Origin of the sequence: Streptomyces sp. Root1310 (genome assembly GCF_001426425.1) — a bacterium.
GTDB lineage: Bacteria > Actinomycetota > Actinomycetes > Streptomycetales > Streptomycetaceae > Streptomyces.
In genome coordinates, this window is record NZ_LMEQ01000003.1 from 122,247 (window position 1) to 141,432 (window position 19,186).

Annotated in this window: 17 protein-coding genes and 1 riboswitch; of the genes, 7 read left to right on the forward strand and 10 right to left on the reverse strand. The window is 70.7% G+C overall.

Features of this window, described 5'->3' with window-relative positions:
• Window positions 1–3 precede the first annotated feature (3 nt).
• Complete coding sequence (locus ASD48_RS11580; protein ID WP_057601478.1) at window positions 4–1,197, reverse strand: extracellular solute-binding protein; 1,194 nt, start codon at window positions 1,195–1,197, stop codon at window positions 4–6.
• A gap of 315 nt (window positions 1,198–1,512) precedes the next feature.
• Entirely contained in the window at window positions 1,513–2,961 is a 1,449-nt protein-coding gene (locus ASD48_RS11585) for a gamma-aminobutyraldehyde dehydrogenase (protein ID WP_057601479.1), read from the reverse strand.
• Window positions 2,962–3,125: 164 nt separating this feature from the next.
• Here ASD48_RS11585 and ASD48_RS11590 point away from each other — a divergent pair, with 164 nt between their 5' ends.
• The 7 genes from ASD48_RS11590 to ASD48_RS11620 all read left to right on the forward strand — a co-directional run bounded on the left by ASD48_RS11590 (window position 3,126) and on the right by ASD48_RS11620 (window position 10,053).
• Window positions 3,126–3,644, forward strand: coding sequence for an Lrp/AsnC family transcriptional regulator (locus tag ASD48_RS11590; RefSeq protein ID WP_020128673.1), 519 nt, complete (start codon window positions 3,126–3,128; stop codon window positions 3,642–3,644).
• Between the two features lie 19 nt (window positions 3,645–3,663).
• Entirely contained in the window at window positions 3,664–5,028 is a 1,365-nt protein-coding gene (locus tag ASD48_RS11595; protein ID WP_020128674.1) for an aspartate aminotransferase family protein, read from the forward strand.
• Between the two features lie 195 nt (window positions 5,029–5,223).
• Window positions 5,224–5,967 carry an ATP-binding cassette domain-containing protein gene (locus tag ASD48_RS11600; RefSeq protein ID WP_057601480.1) on the forward strand — a complete coding sequence of 248 codons (744 nt, stop codon included), beginning with the start codon at window positions 5,224–5,226 and terminating at the stop codon, window positions 5,965–5,967.
• The gene (locus tag ASD48_RS11605) at window positions 5,949–7,478 is read left to right on the forward strand and encodes a hypothetical protein (protein ID WP_057601481.1); all 1,530 of its coding nucleotides are present in this window, start codon (window positions 5,949–5,951) and stop codon (window positions 7,476–7,478) included. Before ASD48_RS11600 ends, ASD48_RS11605 begins: the two co-directional genes overlap by 19 nt.
• Window positions 7,479–7,585: 107 nt before the next feature.
• Window positions 7,586–8,005: a VOC family protein gene (locus tag ASD48_RS11610; protein WP_057601482.1), complete on the forward strand. Its 420-nt coding sequence runs from the start codon at window positions 7,586–7,588 to the stop codon at window positions 8,003–8,005.
• Window positions 8,006–8,040: 35 nt separating this feature from the next.
• The gene (locus tag ASD48_RS11615) at window positions 8,041–9,168 is read left to right on the forward strand and encodes an LOG family protein (RefSeq protein ID WP_057601483.1); all 1,128 of its coding nucleotides are present in this window, start codon (window positions 8,041–8,043) and stop codon (window positions 9,166–9,168) included.
• 162 nt (window positions 9,169–9,330) lie between these two features.
• Complete coding sequence (locus ASD48_RS11620; protein ID WP_057601484.1) at window positions 9,331–10,053, forward strand: LAETG motif-containing sortase-dependent surface protein; 723 nt, start codon at window positions 9,331–9,333, stop codon at window positions 10,051–10,053.
• Between the two features lie 100 nt (window positions 10,054–10,153).
• On the opposite strand, the gene ASD48_RS11625 is transcribed toward ASD48_RS11620, so the two are convergent.
• From ASD48_RS11625 to tsf, 8 genes are all read right to left on the reverse strand, one after another.
• Window positions 10,154–11,173 carry an ABC transporter ATP-binding protein gene (locus ASD48_RS11625; protein WP_057601485.1) on the reverse strand — a complete coding sequence of 340 codons (1,020 nt, stop codon included), beginning with the start codon at window positions 11,171–11,173 and terminating at the stop codon, window positions 10,154–10,156.
• Complete coding sequence (locus ASD48_RS11630) at window positions 11,174–12,844, reverse strand: iron ABC transporter permease (RefSeq protein ID WP_079073727.1); 1,671 nt, start codon at window positions 12,842–12,844, stop codon at window positions 11,174–11,176.
• A complete protein-coding gene (locus tag ASD48_RS11635; protein WP_057601486.1) occupies window positions 12,820–13,896 on the reverse strand; it encodes a thiamine ABC transporter substrate-binding protein in 1,077 nt (358 codons plus the stop codon). Before ASD48_RS11635 ends, ASD48_RS11630 begins: the two co-directional genes overlap by 25 nt.
• A 90-nt stretch (window positions 13,897–13,986) precedes the next feature.
• Window positions 13,987–14,092: riboswitch (TPP riboswitch) on the reverse strand.
• 26 nt (window positions 14,093–14,118) lie between these two features.
• Window positions 14,119–15,225 (reverse strand): 23S rRNA (adenine(2503)-C(2))-methyltransferase RlmN, encoded by a 1,107-nt coding sequence (gene rlmN / locus ASD48_RS11640; protein WP_054239714.1) that lies wholly within the window; start codon window positions 15,223–15,225, stop codon window positions 14,119–14,121.
• Between the two features lie 197 nt (window positions 15,226–15,422).
• Complete coding sequence (locus ASD48_RS11645) at window positions 15,423–16,604, reverse strand: phosphatidate cytidylyltransferase (protein WP_079073728.1); 1,182 nt, start codon at window positions 16,602–16,604, stop codon at window positions 15,423–15,425.
• Window positions 16,604–17,161, reverse strand: coding sequence for a ribosome recycling factor (gene frr / locus ASD48_RS11650; RefSeq protein WP_020128692.1), 558 nt, complete (start codon window positions 17,159–17,161; stop codon window positions 16,604–16,606). The genes ASD48_RS11645 and frr overlap by 1 nt, the downstream gene beginning before the upstream one ends.
• 183 nt (window positions 17,162–17,344) lie before the next feature.
• Window positions 17,345–18,103, reverse strand: coding sequence for a UMP kinase (gene pyrH / locus ASD48_RS11655; protein ID WP_057601488.1), 759 nt, complete (start codon window positions 18,101–18,103; stop codon window positions 17,345–17,347).
• A 185-nt stretch (window positions 18,104–18,288) separates the two neighbouring features.
• Window positions 18,289–19,125: a translation elongation factor Ts gene (gene tsf, locus ASD48_RS11660; RefSeq protein WP_057601489.1), complete on the reverse strand. Its 837-nt coding sequence runs from the start codon at window positions 19,123–19,125 to the stop codon at window positions 18,289–18,291.
• Window positions 19,126–19,186: the final 61 nt, after the last annotated feature.

Sequence of the window (19,186 nt, forward strand, 5' to 3'; positions counted from 1 at the left end):
CCGTCAGAGCCCCGCGATCGCGTTCCACCGCTTGGCGAACTCCAGGCGCTCCGTGGAGGTGATGTCACGCGCGATCGCGAGGTGCCTGCGCATGTCGGCGTCCGGGAAGATCAGCGGGTTCTCCGCGAGGGCGGCCGTCTCCTCGTCGTCGGAGTCGGCGAGGACGGCCTGGGCGGCGGGCACCGGGCAGACGTAGTTCACCCAGGCCGCGAGCTCGGCGGCGACCTCGGGCCGGTAGTAGTGGTCGATCAGCTTCTCCGCGTTCGCCTTGTGCCGGGCGAGGTCGGGAATCATCAGGGACTCCGCCCAGAGCTCGGCGCCCTCCTCGGGCACGACGAAGCGGATGTCGGGGTTGTCGGCCTGGAGCTGGATGACATCGCCCGAGTACGCCTGGCAGGCCAGGACATCGCCGCTGACCAGGTCCTTGGTGTAGTCGTTGCCGGTGAAGCGGCGTATCTGGCCGCGGCCGACCTGCTGCTCCACCTCGTCGCAGACCTGGTGGAAGTCGTCGGCCGTCCACCGCGTGACGTCCACGCCGTTGCCCTGCATCAGCAGCGCGAACGCCTCGTCCAGGCCGGACAGAAGCGTCACCCGCCCCTTGAGGTCGTCGGCCCACAGCTCCGAGACGCTGCGGAGCTCCCGGCCCAGTTTCCGCCGGTTGTAGGCGATGCCGGTGATGCCGGACTGCCACGGCACGGTGCAGGCGCGTCCGGGGTCGAAGGCGGGCGAACGCAGTTGCGGGTCGAGGTACTCGGTGACGTGGGGCTGCGCGGCCCGGTCCATCTCCTGCACCCAGCCGAGCCGTACGAACCGGGCGCACATCCAGTCGCTCATGACGATCAGATCGCGGCCGGTCTGCTGATGGTTCATCAGCGCCGGGCTGATCTTGCCGAAGAACTCGTCGTTGTCGTTGATCTCCTCGACGTAGTCGACGGCGATGCCCGTGCTCTCGCGGAACGCGTCGAGCGTGGGCCGCCGGTCGGGATCCTCGTCGTCGGTGTCGATGTAGAGCGGCCAGTTCGCCCAGGTCAGCCGCTTGTCGCCGGCGGAGAGATCGGCCCCGGCGCGGTCACCGGGCCGTACGTAGGCGGCGGGCACCCCGCAGCCGGCGAGCCCGCCGAGCGCCGCGGTCCCCCCGAGCGCGCGCAGCAGGGAACGGCGGGACACGGCGCGGGAGAGCGGGGGAGTCTGGGGCACGCCGTCAGCATGCCGTGGGGGCGGCGCCCGGACAATCGACGCTGCGTCGAGCACACCGCGCGCGACCCGACACCTTGTCGATCGATCGGCGAACGGCCCCCGGTCGCAGAACCGGGGGCCGAACTCCCCGACGGCCGCGGGAAACCCGCGACCGGCCGAACTCCCCATGGGGCGCGGGGAACTGCGCGACCGGCCACAGCGCACCCGCACCCGCACATCACCGGCCGCAGCCGCAGCCGGCCACAGCCACGGCCACAGCCACGGCCACGGCCACGGCCACAGCCACGCGACGACCGACCGCCGCCCGGTGGAGCGTTATCCGTCGAGGGACGTCATGACGTGCTTGATGCGCGTGTAGTCGTCGAAGCCGTAGCCCGACAGGTCCTTGCCGTAACCGGACTTCTTGAAGCCGCCGTGGGGCATCTCGGCGACCAGCGGGATGTGGGTGTTGATCCACACGCAGCCGAAGTCGAGCTTCTTGGACATCCGCATCGCACGGCCGTGGTCCTTGGTCCACACCGAGGAGGCGAGGGCGTACTCGACGCCGTTGGCCCACTCGACCGCCTGGTCCTCGTCCGTGAAGGACTGGACGGTGATCACCGGCCCGAAGACCTCGTTCTGGATGATCTCGTCGTCCTGCTTCAGGCCGGAGACGACGGTCGCGGCGTAGAAGTAGCCCTTGTCGCCGACCCGCTGACCGCCCGCCTCGACCTTGGCGTGGGCGGGCAGCCGCTCGATGAAGCCGGTGACCTGCCGCAGCTGGTTGGGGTTGTTCAGCGGGCCGAAGAGCACGTCCTCGTCGTCCGGCTGCCCCGTCTTCGCCTCCGCGGCGGCCTTGGCGAGCGCGGCCACGAACTCGTCGTGGATGCCCTCCTGGACGAGGACGCGGGTCGCCGCCGTACAGTCCTGGCCGGCGTTGAAGAAGCCCGCCACGGAGATGTCCTCGACGGCCTTGGCGATGTCGGTGTCCTCGAAGACCACGACCGGCGCCTTGCCGCCGAGCTCCAGGTGGACGCGCTTGAGGTCCTTCGACGCCGACTCGGCGACCGACATGCCCGCACGCACCGAACCGGTGATGGAGGCCATCGCCGGGGTCGGGTGCTCGACCATCAGCCGGCCGGTGTCACGGTCGCCGGTGACGACGTTGAAGACGCCCTTGGGCAGGATCGAACCGATGATCTCGGCGATCAGGACGGTGGAGGCCGGCGTGGTGTCGGACGGCTTGAGCACCACCGTGTTGCCGGCCGCGATCGCCGGGGCGAACTTCCACACGGCCATCATCATCGGGTAGTTCCACGGCGCGACCTGCGCGCAGACGCCGACCGGCTCGCGGCGGACGATGGAGGTGAGGCCCTCCATGTACTCGCCGGCGCTGCGCCCCTCCAGCATCCGGGCCGCGCCCGCGAAGAAGCGGATCTGGTCGACCATGGGAGGGATCTCCTCGGAGCGGGTCAGCCCGATCGGCTTGCCCGTGTTCTCCACCTCGGCCGCGATGAGTTCCTCGGCCCGCTCCTCGAACGCGTCCGCGATCTTCAGCAGGGCCTTCTGACGCTCGGCGGGCGTCGTGTCGCGCCAGCCCGGGAACGCCTCGGCGGCGGCCGCCATCGCGGCGTCGACGTCCGCGGGGCCGGACAGCGGCGCGGTCGCGTACGCCTCGCCCGTCGCGGGGTTGACCACTTCGGTGGTCCGTCCGTCGGCGGCGTCCCGGAACTCGCCGGCGATGTAGTTGCGTAGCTTGCGCAGCCGTCCCAGCTCGGTGCTCACTGCCGGCCCTCCAGGTTCGGTGTCCATTGACTGAGACACCCACACTAATCCTTGCCCCGACGTTTTCAACACCCCTGATCCCGTCGCGGCTGCGGAATCCGCAGATCTCCGTTACGTAAACAACGAATTTCATCGCCTCGGCCTTGCGGAACTGTCGAGACGTCGTGCACAGTGAGGCCGTGGCCAGTCGAAGCGCAGAGCACAGGGACTCCCGCGAGTCCAGGAACGGCAGCACCCCTCACCTGGATGCCGTCAGCCTCGCCATCATCCAGCAGCTCCAGGAGGACGGCCGTCGGCCGTACGCCGCGATCGGCAAGGCCGTCGGCCTCTCCGAGGCGGCCGTGCGCCAGCGCGTCCAGAAGCTGCTCGACCAGGGCGTGATGCAGATCGTCGCCGTCACGGACCCGCTCACCGTGGGCTTCCGCCGGCAGGCGATGGTCGGGATCAACGTCGAGGGCGATGTCGAGTCCATAGCGGAAGCGCTGACCGACATGGCGGAAGTCGAGTACGTGGTGATGACCGCCGGCTCGTACGACATCCTCGCCGAGATCGTCTGCGAGGACGACGACCACCTGCTGGACGTCATCAACAAACGCATCCGTGCCCTGCCGGGCGTGCGCTCGACCGAGAGCTTCGTCTATCTGAAGCTGAAGAAGCAGACCTACATGTGGGGAACCCGATAATCGTGAGGACCCGATAACCGTGAGCACCAAGGACCTCAGCCGCACCGCGTACGACCACCTGTGGATGCACTTCACCCGCATGTCCTCGTACGAGAACTCCCCCGTCCCGACCATCGTCCGGGGCGAGGGCACCTACATCTACGACGACAAGGGCAAGCGCTACCTCGACGGCCTCGCGGGCCTGTTCGTGGTCCAGGCCGGCCACGGCCGGGTGGAGCTCGCCGAGGCGGCGTTCAAGCAGGCTCAGGAGCTGGCGTTCTTCCCGGTGTGGTCCTACGCCCACCCGAAGGCCGTGGAGCTCGCCGAGCGTCTCGCGGACCACGCGCCCGGCGACCTGAACAAGGTCTTCTTCACCACCGGCGGCGGCGAGGCCGTCGAGACCGCCTGGAAGCTCGCCAAGCAGTACTTCAAGCTCACCGGCAAGCCGACCAAGTACAAGGTCATCTCCCGCGCGGTCGCCTACCACGGCACCCCGCAGGGCGCCCTGTCGATCACCGGTCTGCCGGCCCTGAAGGCCCCCTTCGAGCCGCTCGTCCCGGGCGCGCACAAGGTCCCGAACACGAACATCTACCGCGCCCCGCTGTTCGGCGACGACCCCGAGGCCTTCGGCCGCTGGGCCGCCGACCAGATCGAGCAGCAGATCCTGTTCGAGGGCCCGGACACCGTCGCCGCGGTCTTCCTGGAGCCGGTGCAGAACGCCGGCGGCTGCTTCCCGCCGCCGCCCGGCTACTTCCGGCGCGTGCGCGAGATCTGCGACCAGTACGACGTCCTGCTGGTCTCGGACGAGGTCATCTGCGCCTTCGGCCGCCTCGGCACGATGTTCGCCTGCGACAAGTTCGACTACGTCCCGGACATGATCACCTGCGCCAAGGGCATGACCTCGGGCTACTCCCCGATCGGCGCCTGCATCATCAGCGACCGGCTGGCCGAGCCGTTCTACAAGGGCGACAACACCTTCCTGCACGGCTACACCTTCGGCGGCCACCCGGTCTCCGCGGCGGTCGGCCTCGCCAACCTCGACCTGTTCGAGCGCGAGGGCCTCAACCAGCACGTGCTCGACAACGAGGGCGCGTTCCGCTCGACCCTGGAGAAGCTGCACGACCTGCCGATCGTCGGCGACGTCCGCGGCAACGGCTTCTTCTACGGCATCGAGCTGGTGAAGGACAAGCACACCAAGGAGTCCTTCAACGACGAGGAGACCGAGCGCGTCCTGTACGGCTTCCTCTCCAAGGCGCTGTACGACAACGGCCTGTACTGCCGTGCCGACGACCGCGGCGACCCGGTCGTCCAGCTCGCCCCGCCGCTGATCTCCAACCAGGAGACCTTCGACGAGATCGAGCAGATCCTGCGCGCGACGCTGACGGAGGCGTGGACGAAGCTGTGACCGTCAGCCTGATCAGCTGATCAACACCGGCCCCGGTGTCGACCGTTCGAGTGAGAAACGGCGACCCGGGGCCGTGTGCTGTCCGGCCTTCCCCTCCCGGCTGCCTAGCGTGCGAGTGACCGATCGGCCCTGTCTTCGTTCCCCCGCACGGGGGATTGGCACGGGAACCACAGATCTGAACCGAGGTGTACGCCCATGGAGGCCCCGCCGGACAACGACGTGCTGTGGGCACGCTCCCTGTACTTCACGCACCGCGACGGCTCCCCGGCGCTCGGCGGTGTCTCGCTGGGCGTGCGGGAGGGCGAGATCCTCGCCGTCAGCGGACCGCGCGGCAGCGGCAAGACGACCCTGCTGCACTGTCTGTCCGGCCTGGTGCCCGCCCAGCGCGGCGAGGTCTGGTTCAACAGCGTCCCCGTCCACACGATGGGCCCGATGGCCCGGGAACGGCTGCGTCGCAACCGCTTCGGCTGGATCGACCCGGCACCGGTCCTCGTCCCCGAACTCAACGTCTGGGAGAACGCGGCCCTCCCCCTGATGCTGCGCGGCACCAGCCGCCGCCGGGCCAAGGCCGCCGCGCTGGAGTGGCTGGACCGCCTGGACATCGGCGACAGGTCGCGGAGCCGCCCGCAGGAGCTCACCCAGGCCGAGCGCCAGCGGGTCTGCATCACGCGCGCCCTGGCCCCGGCCCCCTCGGTCCTCTTCGCGGACGAGCCGACGGCACCCCTGCACCGCGCGGACCGCGCCCATGTCCTGCGCACCCTGACGACGGCGGCCCGCTCCCACGGCATCACCGTGGTGCTGGCCACCCACGACCCGGAGACCGCCGCCCTCGCCGACCGCACGGTGCCGCTGATGGACGGACGCCGGGTGAAGACGGTCCATCTGCCGCCGGTCACGGAGCCGGAAGGCCGGGGGGCCGCGTGCTCGCTCTCCGTCTGACGCGCAGCGCCCACCCCGCCGTCCAGTTCCGCCGCCTCTTGGTGGCGACGGCCTCGGCGGGCACCGGCTTCCTGCTCCTGTGCACCCTCGGCCGCGCCCTCACCCACCCCGAGGCCCCGGCCGCGTCCGTGCTCCGCCTCGCCTGGTGCGCGGTCCCGCTGGCCGCCACGGTGTACTTCGCCCTGGCGGTGGCCCGCACCGACCCCGGCACCCGCCCGCGCCCCGGCCTGGCGGCGATCGGCCTGGGCCCGGCCCGCCTGATGGCCGTCTCGGCGATGACGACGGCCCTGTCGACGCTGCTCGGCTCCATGCTGGCCCTCCTGCTCTTCCTGCATCTGCGCGGCGACCTCACGGGCATGCCGTTCGACGGAGCGGCGGACGACTTCCTGGCCGCGAACCAGCCCCTGCCGTTGCCGGCAGCCCTGACCCTGCTCGCCCTGGTCCCGGTGACCTCGTCCCTCGCGGTGGCCCTGATGCTCCGTCCGAGGGACGCGCGCGTGGCGGCCCAGGCGGTCACCGGGATGTTCGGCCGGTTCGGCGCGTACGGCAGGACGGGTCCGGGCGACAGGTTCGGCGCGTACGGCCGCTTCGGGGCGAGGACGAGCAGCGGCCGGCCGAAGCGCCCGGCGGCGGACGCCCGTCCCGCCGATGCCGCTCCCGGACCGGCGGCGAACGGCCGGCCCGCCCACCCGGCCGCGGACGGCGGCCCCGCCGCACCGGCCGACCCGGCGGCGGACGGCTTCCCGGGGGCGGACGGCTTCCCGGGGGCGCCCGGCACAACGGCCCTGTCCTCGGCACCGGCCTCGGCGCGGACCCTGGTCAACGGCACGGCCGAGGCTGCCGCCGACGGCATCCCGCAGGCGCGGGCGGAGACACGGACACCGCCCCTGACGCAGACGCGCCCGCTCCACCCCACCGCCCTCCCCTGGGGTATGGCCCTCCTCGCCGCCGGCCTGGCCGTGGAGGCGTACGCGAACCGCACCGCGCACCCCAGCACCCTCCCGCTGCCCGGCGGTCTCCCCACCGGCCCCGCCGCGGTCCTCGTCGGCTGGACCCTGACCGCCGTGGGTCTCGCCCTCGCCGGGCCCGGCCTCACCCACCTCTGCGGCCGGCTGCTGCAATCGGCCCGCCCCGGCGCCCTCCGTCTCCTCGCGGGCCGCGGCCTGATGCAGGAGGCGGCCCGGATCGGACGGCCGCTCGGCGTGGTGTGCGCGGTGGCGTCCGGCGCGTACACCATGGCCGCGCTGTACGACCCGGCCGATCCCGCCTTCGGCCCGCTCACCACCCTCGGCGCCCTGGTCGTGGCGGGCTGCGCGGTCGCCACGCTCCTGACCGCGGCCGTGGAGGCGCGCCAGGTCCGCGCGGACACCACCGCCGCCCTGCTCCGCCTCGGCGCCCCGGCCAAGACGCTGCGCAGCGCCGCCGCCCTGCGCACCGGCGCCCTGCTCGCCCTGTTCGTCCCGCTCACCCTGATCGTGGCCGAACTGGCGGCCCTCCCGCTGATCCGCTGAGCCCGCGCACAAAAAGATCCCCGCTCCGCGATGAGTTCCGCGTGGCCCCTCGGTCTACCCCACCGAACGCCACACACCAGCACCGCGAATCCCCTGGGAGAGACCCGATGACCACCCCGGCCTACCAGCAGATGATCTTCGTGAACCTGCCCGTGAACGACCTCGGGGCCTCGAAGAAGTTCTTCACGGAGCTCGGCTACACGATCAACCCGCAGTTCAGCGACGACAACGCGGCCTCCGTGGTGATCAGCGACACGATCGTCGCGATGCTGCTCACCAAGCCGTTCTACTCGACCTTCACCAAGAAGGAGATCGCGGACACCTCCAGGACCAGCGAGGTCCTGATCGCCCTGAGCGCCCAGAGCCGGGAGAAGGTCGACGAACTCGTCGACCGGGCGCTCGCGCTGGGCGGTTCGCCGAGCGGCGAGACGCAGGACATGGGTTTCATGTACGGCCGTTCGTTCGACGACCTCGACGGCCACACCTGGGAGGTCGTGTGGATGGACCCGTCGGCCGTCGGGAGCTGACCCGCCGCCCGTCCGGCGCTGCCTAGCATGGGCGGGTGCATCCGACGACACCCGCCCAGCCGTACGACGGCTCCCACGACCGTGAGATCGAGTCCCTCGCCGAGTTCGACGAGGTGGTCGCCACCCACGGCACGCTCTCCCACTTCCGCGTCCAGTCCGTCGACCTGACGGCCCGTACGGACGCCCTGCTCGCCCTGGACACCTCGGGCGCCGTCTTCCTCGGCTGCCCGATGGAGCCGGCGGCGGCCACCAAGTCCCGCGCCTCCGGCGCCCTGGTCTTCCCGCCCGTACCGGGTCTGTCCTTCGACCCGTACCGCGGATTCGTGTACTCCCCCGACGAGTTGTTCGCGTCCCTGGACGAGGGCTACGAGGCGACCCCGGACGCCCTCACGTACGCCTGGTTCCAGCGCACGAAGGCGGACGGCGACATATTCGGCTCGATGCTCCGCTCGATCCACGACGACGCCGTCTCCGACGCGCTCGACGAACTCCTCGTCGGGGAGCGCGTGGTGGGTGTCATGGGCGGCCACGCCATGGCGCGCGGCACGGAGGCCTACGCCGGCGCGGCCCGGCTCGGCCGTGAACTCGCCCGGTCCGGACTCATGGTGGCGACCGGTGGCGGACCGGGAGCGATGGAGGCGGCGAACCTCGGCGCGTACGCGGCCCCCTTCGACGGCGCGATGCTCACGGACGCGCTCCGACTCCTCGCCAAGGCACCGAAGTTCACGCCCTCGATCACCGACTGGGCGACGGCGGCCTTCGAGGTGCGGGCCACCTGGCCGGGCGGCGGCCCCTCGGTGGGCATCCCCACCTGGTTCTACGGCCATGAGCCGCCGAACCCGTTCGCCGCGCACCTCGCCAAGTACTTCTCCAACGCGACCCGCGAGGACGGCCTGTTGGCCCGCTGCACCGCGGGGGTGGTGTTCCTGCCGGGCGCCGCCGGGACCGTACAGGAGATCTTCGACAACGCGACGCCCAACTACTACGGGTCGCGGGGCGAGCCGACGCCGATGGTGCTCGTGGACCGGGAGCACTGGACCCAACGGCTGCCCGCCTGGCCGCTCTTGCGGTCACTCGCCCGGGAGCGGTCGATGGAGTCCCGTATCGCCCTCGTTGACCGGATCGAGGAGGCTCCGGAGGCGTTGAAACGTCTCGGTGGTTAATAAGCGGGCAAAGCCAGCCGCTCCAAGGCGTCCCCGCATTGACACTTCTTATGGAACGCTTATAGACCTGTGAGTCTGCTGGGGATGGTGACGCACTCGGCTCACCGGGGGCGCCATCTTCCCCTCCACCCCCCGCAGTTGCGCTTCCCGTAAAGGACAAACGTGTCCCTTTCCCGTCGTACCGCCGCCCGTTCGGTGCGCATGCTCGGTGTCACCGCCGCCTCCGCCGCCCTGGCACTCAGCGCCGCCGGCACCGCGCTGGCCTGCGACATCACCGAGTTCTCCGCCACTGCCGTCTGTGACGGCGCCAAGGGCGCCATCACGGTCACCGACAAGGACCCCACGCGCGTCCCGGCCGAGATCACCGTCTTCCTCGAGAACAACGGCGGCGACCTGAGGCAGGTCGGCGTGGCCCAGACCGTCAAGGGTTCGGCCGCCGGCGTGACCGTCTCCTTCGCCGAGGCCTGGGAGCCGAACGCCGAGTACCGGATCCACGTCAAGGCCGTCAAGGGCAAGAAGATCCTGGTCGACAAGGACATTCCGGGGAACCTGACCACCCCGTCCAAGGCCTGCGAGGCCGACGACACGTCCACCCCGTCCACCACCCCCTCCACCACCCCGTCCTCGACGCCGTCGGACAGCACGACCTCGGCGCCGCCGGCCGAGACGGCCACCCCGTCCCCGTCCGCCCCGGCGAGCGACAGCGCCGCGCCCGCGCCCTCCGCGAGCAACGCCCCGTCGGCCGCGGCCCAGGAGTCCAACCTGGCCGAGACCGGCGCAAGCTCCAACACCGGTCTGATCGTCGGCATCGCGGCGGTCCTGGTCGCCGTCGGCGGTGGAGCGGTGTTCTTCGGGATGCGGCGCCGCGGGTCGAGCAACCGCTGACCCGCACGACCGGCCGACCAGCCGGACGCACCTGAGCGGCCCGCCCCTGTCTCCGGGGGCGGGCCGCTCGCATGTCCCGCCCCCCGCGGGGATGGGCCGGTCAGTCCAGTACGACGGTCTCGGTCGCGTCGAAGGACACTCCCACCACGCCCCCGACCTCCGGCGCGTCCCGCAGCGTGCACGCCGCTTCAAGCCTCGGTGCGCCCTCCGGCTGGAGGTGCACGGCGACATGGGTGCCGCGGAAGGTACGGGCGGCGACCGTGCAGCGCAAACCCTCTTCCGCGCCCACCAGGCGCACACCGGCGGGCCGGACGAGCAGCGTGCGCGCTCCCTGCGCCGACCCGGCCGGCACCGGCACCTTGCCCCACGGCGTGACCGCGGTCTCCTCCGTGACGGTCGCCTCCGCCAGGTTGTCGAAGCCGAGGAAACGCGCCACGAACGCGTCCGCCGGCCGCTGCCACACCTCGAGAGGCGTACCGGACTGGGCGATCCGCCCGTCCCGCATCACCACGACCCGGTCGGCGAGCGCGAACGCCTCACCCTGGTCGTGCGTGACCGCGAGCACGGTCGTCCCCAACCGGCCGAACAGTTCCCGCAGCTCGACGACGAGTCGCTCCCGCAGCGACCGGTCGAGCTGGCCGAGCGGCTCGTCGAGCATCAGCAGCCGCGGCCGCGGCGCGAGGGCCCGGGCCAGCGCCACCCGCTGCTGCTCGCCACCGGAGAGCGAGGCCACCGCCCGGCCCGCCGCACCCGGAAGCCCGACCAGTTCGAGCAACTCCGCCACCCGCTCGCCCTGCCGGACCCTGGGCATGCCGTGCATCCGCAGCCCGAAGGCGACATTGCCGCCCACGTCCCGCTGCGGGAACAGCTGATGGTCCTGGAACATCAGGCCGAGCTCCCGCTTGTGCGCGGGCACCCCCGTCCGATCCCGTCCGCCGAGCAGCACCCGCCCGGCGTCCAGCGGTTGGAGCCCGGCCACCGCCCGCAGCAGCGTCGACTTGCCGCTGCCGCTCGGCCCCAGCACACACACCACCTCGTGCTCGGCCACCGCGAGATCGACGGCGTCGAGCACGGGCCGCCCACCGAACCGCACGGTGGCGCGCTCCAGTTCCAGCAGCATCTACAACTCCCCCGTCCGGTCGGTCCGCAGTCGCTCCAGCACCAGCAGCGCCACCACGCACACCACCATCAGAATCGTCGAAAGGGCCATCGCCTGGCCGTAGTTCAGCTCACCGGCCCGCCCCAGCAACCGCGCCACGGCGACCGGCAGCGTCGGGTTGTCGGGCCGCGCGATGAACACCGTCGCCCCGAACTCCCCGAGCGACACCGCGAAGGCGAACCCGGCCGCGACGAGCAGCGCCCGCCACACCATCGGCAGGTCGACCTCCCGCCACACCCGCCACGGCGACGCGCCGAGCACGGCCGCCGCCTCACGCAGCCGCTGGTCCACCGCCCGCAGCACCGGCAGCATGGTCCGTACGACGAAGGGGACACCGACCAGCGCCTGCGCGAGCGGCACCAGGATCCACGTACCGCGCAGGTCCAGCGGAGGCTCGTCGAGCGCGATCAGGAACCCGAAGCCGACGGTCACCGCGGAGACGCCCAGCGGCAGCATCAGCAGCGCGTCGAAGCCGCGGACCAGCCGTCCGGCGTCCCGCCGGGTGAGCGCGGCCGCGGCGAGCCCGCCGACGGCCACGGCGATCGCGGTCGCGGTGACGGCGTACTGCAGCGAGTTGCCGATCGCGTCGATCGGCGGGACCAGGAAGACATTGCCGTCCTCACTGGTCAACGCCCGGTAGTAAGCGAAGCCGGGCGCGTCGAGCGAGCGCTGCGCCAGCACCGCCAGCGGCAGCACCAGCAGCACGGCGATCGTGCCGAGCACTCCGGCGAGCAGCGCCCACTGCCCGGCGCCGCGTGGCCGCCGCGCCGTGACCGACGCGTCCACCAGCCGCAACGCGGTCTCCCGCCTCCGCACGGTTGCGGCGTGCACCGCGAGGATCGCGCCGACGGCCAGGAACTGGACGATCGTGAGCACGGCGGCCGTGGACAGGTCGAAGATCTCGGAGGTCTGCCGGTAGATCTCCACCTCGAGGGTGGAGAAGGTGGGGCCGCCGAGGATCTGCACCACGCCGAAAGAGGTGAAGGTGAAGAGGAAGACCATCAGCGCGGCGGCGGCGACGGCCGGCCCCAGGGCGGGCAGGGTGACCGTGCGCCACGCCGTCAGGCGGGACGCGCCGAGCATCCGCGCCGCCTCCTCCTGCCGCGGGTCGAGCTGCGACCACAACCCGCCCACCGTCCGTACGACGACCGCGTAGTTGAAGAACACGTGCGCCAGCAGGATCGCCCACACCGTGGTGTCCAGCCGTACGCCCCACAGGTCGTCGAGCAGTCCGCCGCGCCCGACGAGCGCCAGGAACGCGGTGCCGACGACGACCGTCGGCAGCACGAACGGGACGGTGACGACGGCGCGCAGCACCTGCTTGCCCGGGAACTCCAGGCGGGCGAAGACATACGCGGCGGGCAGCGCGACCAGGAGCGTGAGCACGGTGGAGGCCAGCGCCTGCCAGGTGGTGAACCACAGGACGTGCCGGATGTCGGACTGCGCGAGCACGTCCCACAGCCGCCCGAAGCGCCAGCCCCCGTCGGAGCCGAGCCCCCGGGCGACGATCGCGGCCACCGGGTAGGCGAAGAAGACCGCGAAGAACGCGACGGGCACGGCCATGAGCCCGAGCCGCGCCGCGTTCCCCGCGCGGGCCGTGCGCCCGGTCACTTCAGTACGAGCGAGGTCCATGACTTGACCCAGTCGTCACGGTTGTCGGCGATCTTCGCCGGGTCCAGGGTCTCGGGGTCCTTCGCCTGCGGGCCGTACTGCGTGAACTCCGCCGGGACCGCGGCCCCCTTCCGCACCGGGTAGACGAACATGTTGAGCGGCATGTCCTGCTGGAACTCCGCGGTGAGCAGGAAGTCGAGGAGTGCCTTGCCGCCCTCGGGGTTGGCGGCGTTGCTGAGCAGGCCCGCGTACTCGACCTGACGGAAACAGGTGCCGGTGGAGACGCCGGTCGGGGCCGTGGCCGGCTTCGGATCTCCGTAGATGACCTCGGCGGGCGGCGAGGAGGCGTACGAGACGACGAGCGGCCGGTCGGCCCCCGCCTTCTTCCCGCCCGCGGAGCCGGAGAACTCCTCGTTGTAGGCCTGCTCCCAGCCGTCGACCACCTTCACGCCGTTGGCCTTCAGCTTCTTCCAGTAGTCGGCCCAGCCCTCGTCGCCGTACTTCGCGGCGGTCCCGAGGAGGAATCCCAGCCCCGGGGAGGAGGTGGCGGCGTTCTCGGTGACCAGCAGGTCCTTGTACGCGGGCTTCAGCAGGTCGTCGAAGGAGGCGGGCGGGGTCAGCTTGTGCGCGCTGAAGTACGCCTTGTCGTAGTTGACGCAGATGTCACCGGTGTCGACGGGCGTGACCCGGTGCTTCTTCTGGTCGGCCCGGTACGCGGGCAGGACCTGGTCCGCGCCCTTCGCCTCGTACGACTGGAACAGCCCGTTGTCGAGGGCGCGCGACAGCAGCGTGTTGTCGACGCCGAAGAAGACGTCGCCCTGCGGGTTGTCCTTGGTGAGGACGGCCTTGTTGACGGCCTGCCCGGCGTCGCCGTCCTTGAGGACCTTCACCCGGTAGCCGGACTTCCTCTCGAAGTCCGCGAGCACGTTCTTGGAGACGGCCCACGAGTCGTGGCTGACGAGGGTGACGGTCTTGGACTTCGCCGCCGAACCGTCGTCGTCCGACGATCCGCAGGCGGACAGCGTGACGAGGCCGAGGCCGACGGCCGCGGCCACGAACGTCCTGGTGTGCACTGGATTTCCTCCTGGGTTGACCAGGAAGAGACGCGGCCCTGCCCGGGTACCCGCGGAAGGTTCCGCCGGCACCCGGGCAGGGCGCAACAGCTTGAGTGATGACCGAACTTCCTACCCAGAATGACCTGGGCAAGGTTCAGAGGGTCTGCGGACTCTCCCGCACTCTCAGCGCTGTGGCGCTCCCCTGTCGGAATATGAAGATGTACTGATACCGAGGTCAGACTACCGCTCGGTGGCCGCGAGCTGACCGCACGCCCCGTCGATCTCCTGACCACGGGTGTCCCGCACCGTGACGGGCACCCCGTGCGCGGCGATCGCCTCGACGAAGGCCTTCTCGTCCTCGGGCCGCGACGCCGTCCACTTCGAGCCCGGGGTCGGGTTGAGCGGGATGAGGTTGACGTGCACGGGCTTGCCGCGCAGCAGCCTCCCCAGCCGGTCACCACGCCAGGCCTGGTCGTTGATGTCGCGGATCAGCGCGTACTCGATGGACAGCCGGCGCCCGGACCGCTCGGTGTACTCGAACCCGGCGTCCAGCACCTCGCGCACCTTCCACCGTGTGTTCACGGGGACGAGGGTGTCGCGCAGCTCGTCGTCCGGCGCGTGCAGGGAGATCGCGAGCCGGCACTTGAAGCCCTCGTCGGAGAACCGGTGGATGGCCGGCACCAGCCCGACCGTCGACACGGTGATGCCCCGCTGCGAGATCCCGAGCCCGTCCGGAGCCGGGTCGGTGAGCGCGCGGATGGCACCGACGACCCGCTTGTAGTTGGCGAGCGGCTCGCCCATCCCCATGAAGACGATGTTGGAGAGCCGGGCAGGCCCCCCGGGCACGTCCCCGTCCCGCAGCGCCCGCATCCCGTCGACGATCTGGTGCACGATCTCGGCGGTGGACAGATTGCGGTCGAGTCCCGCCTGCCCGGTCGCGCAGAACGGGCAGTTCATCCCGCACCCGGCCTGCGAACTGATGCACATCGTCACCCGGTCCGGGTAGCGCATCAGCACCGACTCCACGAGCGTGCCGTCGAACAGCCGCCACAGGGTCTTGCGGGTGGTCCCCTGGTCCGTCGACAGGTGCCGCACGACCGACATCAGGTCCGGCAGCAGCGCCTCACGCAGCTTCTCGCGTGCGCCGGCGGGGATGTCGGTCCACTCCGCCGGGTCGTGCGCGTACCGCGCGAAGTAGTGCTGCGACAGCTGCTTGGCACGGAACGGCTTCTCCCCGATCTCCGCCACGACCTCCTTACGCTCGGCGGGCGAGAGGTCGGCGAGATGCCGCGGCGGCTTCTTGGCTCCGCGGGGGGCGACGAAAGTGAGTTCTCCGGGTGCAGGCATAACCCCTCCAGTGTCGCAGATCGAATAAGTGGCCCCCGCTGCGAGCCGTCCGGCGCGATCGTCGGCGGCCGGGAGCGGAAAACCGCCGGGTCACACGGCGACAGGACGCGAAGCCGGAGCGGCGGCACCGTACGGCGACGGGCCCCCTCCCCGAGGCGCGAGGAGGGGGCCCGTACGAGCCTGTCGTGCGGGGTGGGTCAGCCGGAGCCCACGAACAGGACGAGCAGCAGCCACACCACGGGAGCCGTGGGCAGCAGCGAGTCCAGGCGGTCCATGATGCCCCCGTGGCCCGGGAGCAGCGTGCCCATGTCCTTGATGCCCAGGTCCCGCTTGATCATGGACTCGCCGAGGTCGCCGAGCGTGGCGCTGGCCGCGACGGCGAGGCCGAGCAGCAGGCCCTGCCACCAGGTGCCGTCGTCGATCACGAACTGCATCAGCAGCGCGCCGGCGACCATCGCGAACGACACCGCGCCGAGCAGGCCCTCGCGGGTCTTGCCCGGGCTGATGCGCGGAGCGAGCTTGGTCTTGCCGAAGCGCCAGCCGACGGCGTACGCGCCCGTGTCGCTGACGACCGTCAGGACCAGGAACGTCATGACGCGGAACGCCCCGTCGTCGGCCGTGAGCATCAGGGCCACGAACGTGGCCAGGAACGGGACGTAGAAGGCCGCGAAGACGCCGGCGGTGACGTCCTTCAGGTAGCCCTCGGGCGGTTCGGTCATCCGCCAGACCAGCACCGCGAGCGCGGTGAGGGCCATGGCGACCCAGGCTCCCTCGGGACCGCGGACGTATCCGGCGACGACCATCGCCGCACCGCCGACCGCGAGCGGCACGAGCGGCGCCTTGATGCCCTTGCGTTCCTGAAGCCTGCTGGTCAGCTCCCACAGACCGACGACGACGGCGATCGCTATCACGCCGATGAAGACGGCCTTGACGACGAACAGCGACGCGATGATCACCACACCGAGCCCGACCCCGACACCTATGGCCGCGCCCAGGTCTCGGCCCGCACTCTTCTTCTGGGGTGCGGGCGCCGGGTGAGAGGCGTCGGGCATGGGCTCCGGATTCTGCGGCACCGCCGCGTGGGGCTGTGCCGACGGTGTGTCGTGGCCGTGGGCGGCGTCGCCGTACGGCTGGTTGCCGTAGGGCCGGTCCGGGAACGAGGGGCCGCCCGGCCGAGCGGCCCCCCGGTCGTCATCCTGGTTTCCGCCGCGCGCGGGTACGTCGGGGACGATGGGCATGGGGCGAGTCTGCTGCGCCTCAGGCGCATCGTACGCGGGACCCGCCGGGGCGGCCCCCTGGACAGGCCCCTGGTCGACGGGCCCCCAGTACCCGGCCCGCGACCCGGCGTGTGGCGGTGAGCCCCAGGAAGAGTCGTTCATCAGACCTCGAGCAGCTCCGCTTCCTTGTGCTTCAGGAGCTCGTCCACCTGGGCGACGTACTTCGCGGTGGTGTCGTCGAGCTCCTTCTCAGCACGGCGGCCCTCGTCCTCGCCGACCTCGCCGTCCTTGATCAGCTTGTCGATCGCGTCCTTGGCCTTGCGGCGGACGGCGCGGATGGAGACCTTGGCGTCCTCACCCTTGCCCTTGGCGACCTTGATGTAGTCGCGGCGGCGCTCCTCGGTCAGCTCGGGGAACACCACTCGGATGATGTTGCCGTCGTTGCTCGGGTTGACGCCCAGGTCCGAGTCGCGGATCGCCTGCTCGATGTTGCGCAGCGCGGTCTTGTCGAACGGGGTCACGACCGCCATGCGCGGCTCCGGCACGGAGAACGAAGCCAGCTGGTTGATCGGCGTCGGTGCGCCGTAGTAGTCGGCAACGATCTTGTTGAACATCGCCGGGTGCGCACGGCCGGTGCGGATCGCGGCGAAGTCCTCCTTGGCGACCACGACGGCCTTCTCCATCTTCTCCTCGGCCTCGAGGAGGGTCTCTTCGATCACCACTTGCTCCTGCGTGTCTTGAGTAGGCCCGGCTGCGGTTCCTTGCGGAGGCGGCGGCCGGCTGCGTCGCGTCTTCTTCCTGCACGGTTCCCGACCGGCAGGACATTGTCCATCCCCCGGCCAGGGTCCGTCCCCCGGTCAGGTGTTGTCGTACGAAACCGGGGTTCCACGGGGTTCTGCCGGTCAGGCCCGGCTGCCCTGCTCACCCACCAGCGTGCCGATCTTCTCACCCTTGACGGCACGAGCGATATTGCCCTCGGTCAGAAGCTCGAAGACGAGGATCGGGAGCTTGTTGTCGCGGCACAGCGTGATCGCGGTCATGTCGGCGACCTTCAGGTCCCGGGTGATGACCTCGCCGTAGCCGAGGGAGTCGAACTTGACGGCCGCCGGGTTGGTCTTCGGGTCGGAGTCGTAGACGCCGTCCACGCCGTTCTTGCCCATCAGCAGCGCCTCGGCGTCGATCTCCAGGGCGCGCTGGGCGGCGGTGGTGTCGGTGGAGAAGTACGGCATGCCCATACCGGCACCGAAGATGACCACACGGCCCTTCTCCAGGTGCCGCACGGCACGCAGCGGGATGTACGGCTCGGCGACCTGGCCCATGGTGATGGCGGTCTGCACGCGGCTGTCGATGCCCTCCTTCTCCAGGAAGTCCTGGAGGGCGAGGCAGTTCATGACGGTGCCGAGCATGCCCATGTAGTCCGAGCGGGCCCGGTCCATGCCGCGCTGCTGGAGTTCGGCGCCGCGGAAGAAGTTGCCGCCGCCGATCACGACCGCGATCTCGGCCCCGTCACGGACGACGGCGGCGATCTCGCGGGCGATCTTGTGCACCACGTCGGGGTCCACGCCCAGGCCCCCGCCACCGGAGAATGCCTCCCCGGACAGCTTCAGCATGAACCGGCCGCGTAGTTTGCCGTCGTCGCTCTTCTGGGCCTTGGTGGTCATGGGAGATCCCGCCTCTTTCACGTGGTGCACATGCGAAGAAGGCCATTGCCGGTGGGGTGTTCCAACCCGTGCGCGGCAATGGCCTCCTCGTCAGATCTGCTGTCGTCCGTCACACACACGCGTGACGGCGTACCGGACGACTGCGTCCGACCCTATCGGGCCGGAGCGTCGATCGCGGCACGGACTCAGATGCCGACCTTGATGCGCGTGAAGCGCTTCAGGGTGACACCGGCCTCGTCCAGGACCTTCTGGACGGACTTCTTGTTGTCCAGCGCGTACGGCTGGCCGAGCAGCGTGGCGTCCTTGAAGAAGCCGTTGAGGCGACCCTCGACGATCTTCGGCAGGGCGGCCTCGGGCTTGCCCTCGGCGCGGGTGGTCTCCTCGGCGACGCGGCGCTCGGACTCGACGACCTCGGCCGGCACGTCCTCCTTGGAGAGGTACTTCGGCGCGAAGGCGGCGATGTGCTGGGCGATGCCCTTGGCGACGTCGGCGTTCGGCTTGTCCAGCTCGACGAGGACACCGATCTGCGGGGGCAGGTCGGGCATCGTGCGGTGCATGTACGCGGTCACGAAGCCGTCGGCGAACTGCGCGAAGCGGTCCAGCACGATCTTCTCGCCGAGGTTGGCGTTGGCCTCGTCCACGAACGCCTGGACGGTCTTGCCGGCCTCGATCTCGGACGCGAGCAGCGCCTCGAGGTCGGCCGGGGAGGTCTTGGCGACGTGCTCGGCGATCGCGTTGGCGACGGCCTGGAACTTGTCACCCTTGGCGACGAAGTCCGTCTCGCACTTCAGCTCGACGAGGACGCCGGAGGAGTTGTCGTCGGCGATGATCGAGACCACGGCGCCGTTCTCGGCGGAGCGGCCCTCACGCTTGGCGACGCCCTTCTGGCCCTTGATCCGGAGCGCCTCGACGGCCTTGTCGACGCTGCCCTCGGCCTCGTCCAGCGCCTTCTTGCAGTCCATCATGCCGGCGCCGGTGAGCTCACGGAGCTTCTTGACGTCAGCGGCGGTGTAGTTCGCCATGATCTGTGAATCTCTCTCGGAGTTCGAAGTCTCGAAGATCTGGGGGCTGTGGGTGAACGGC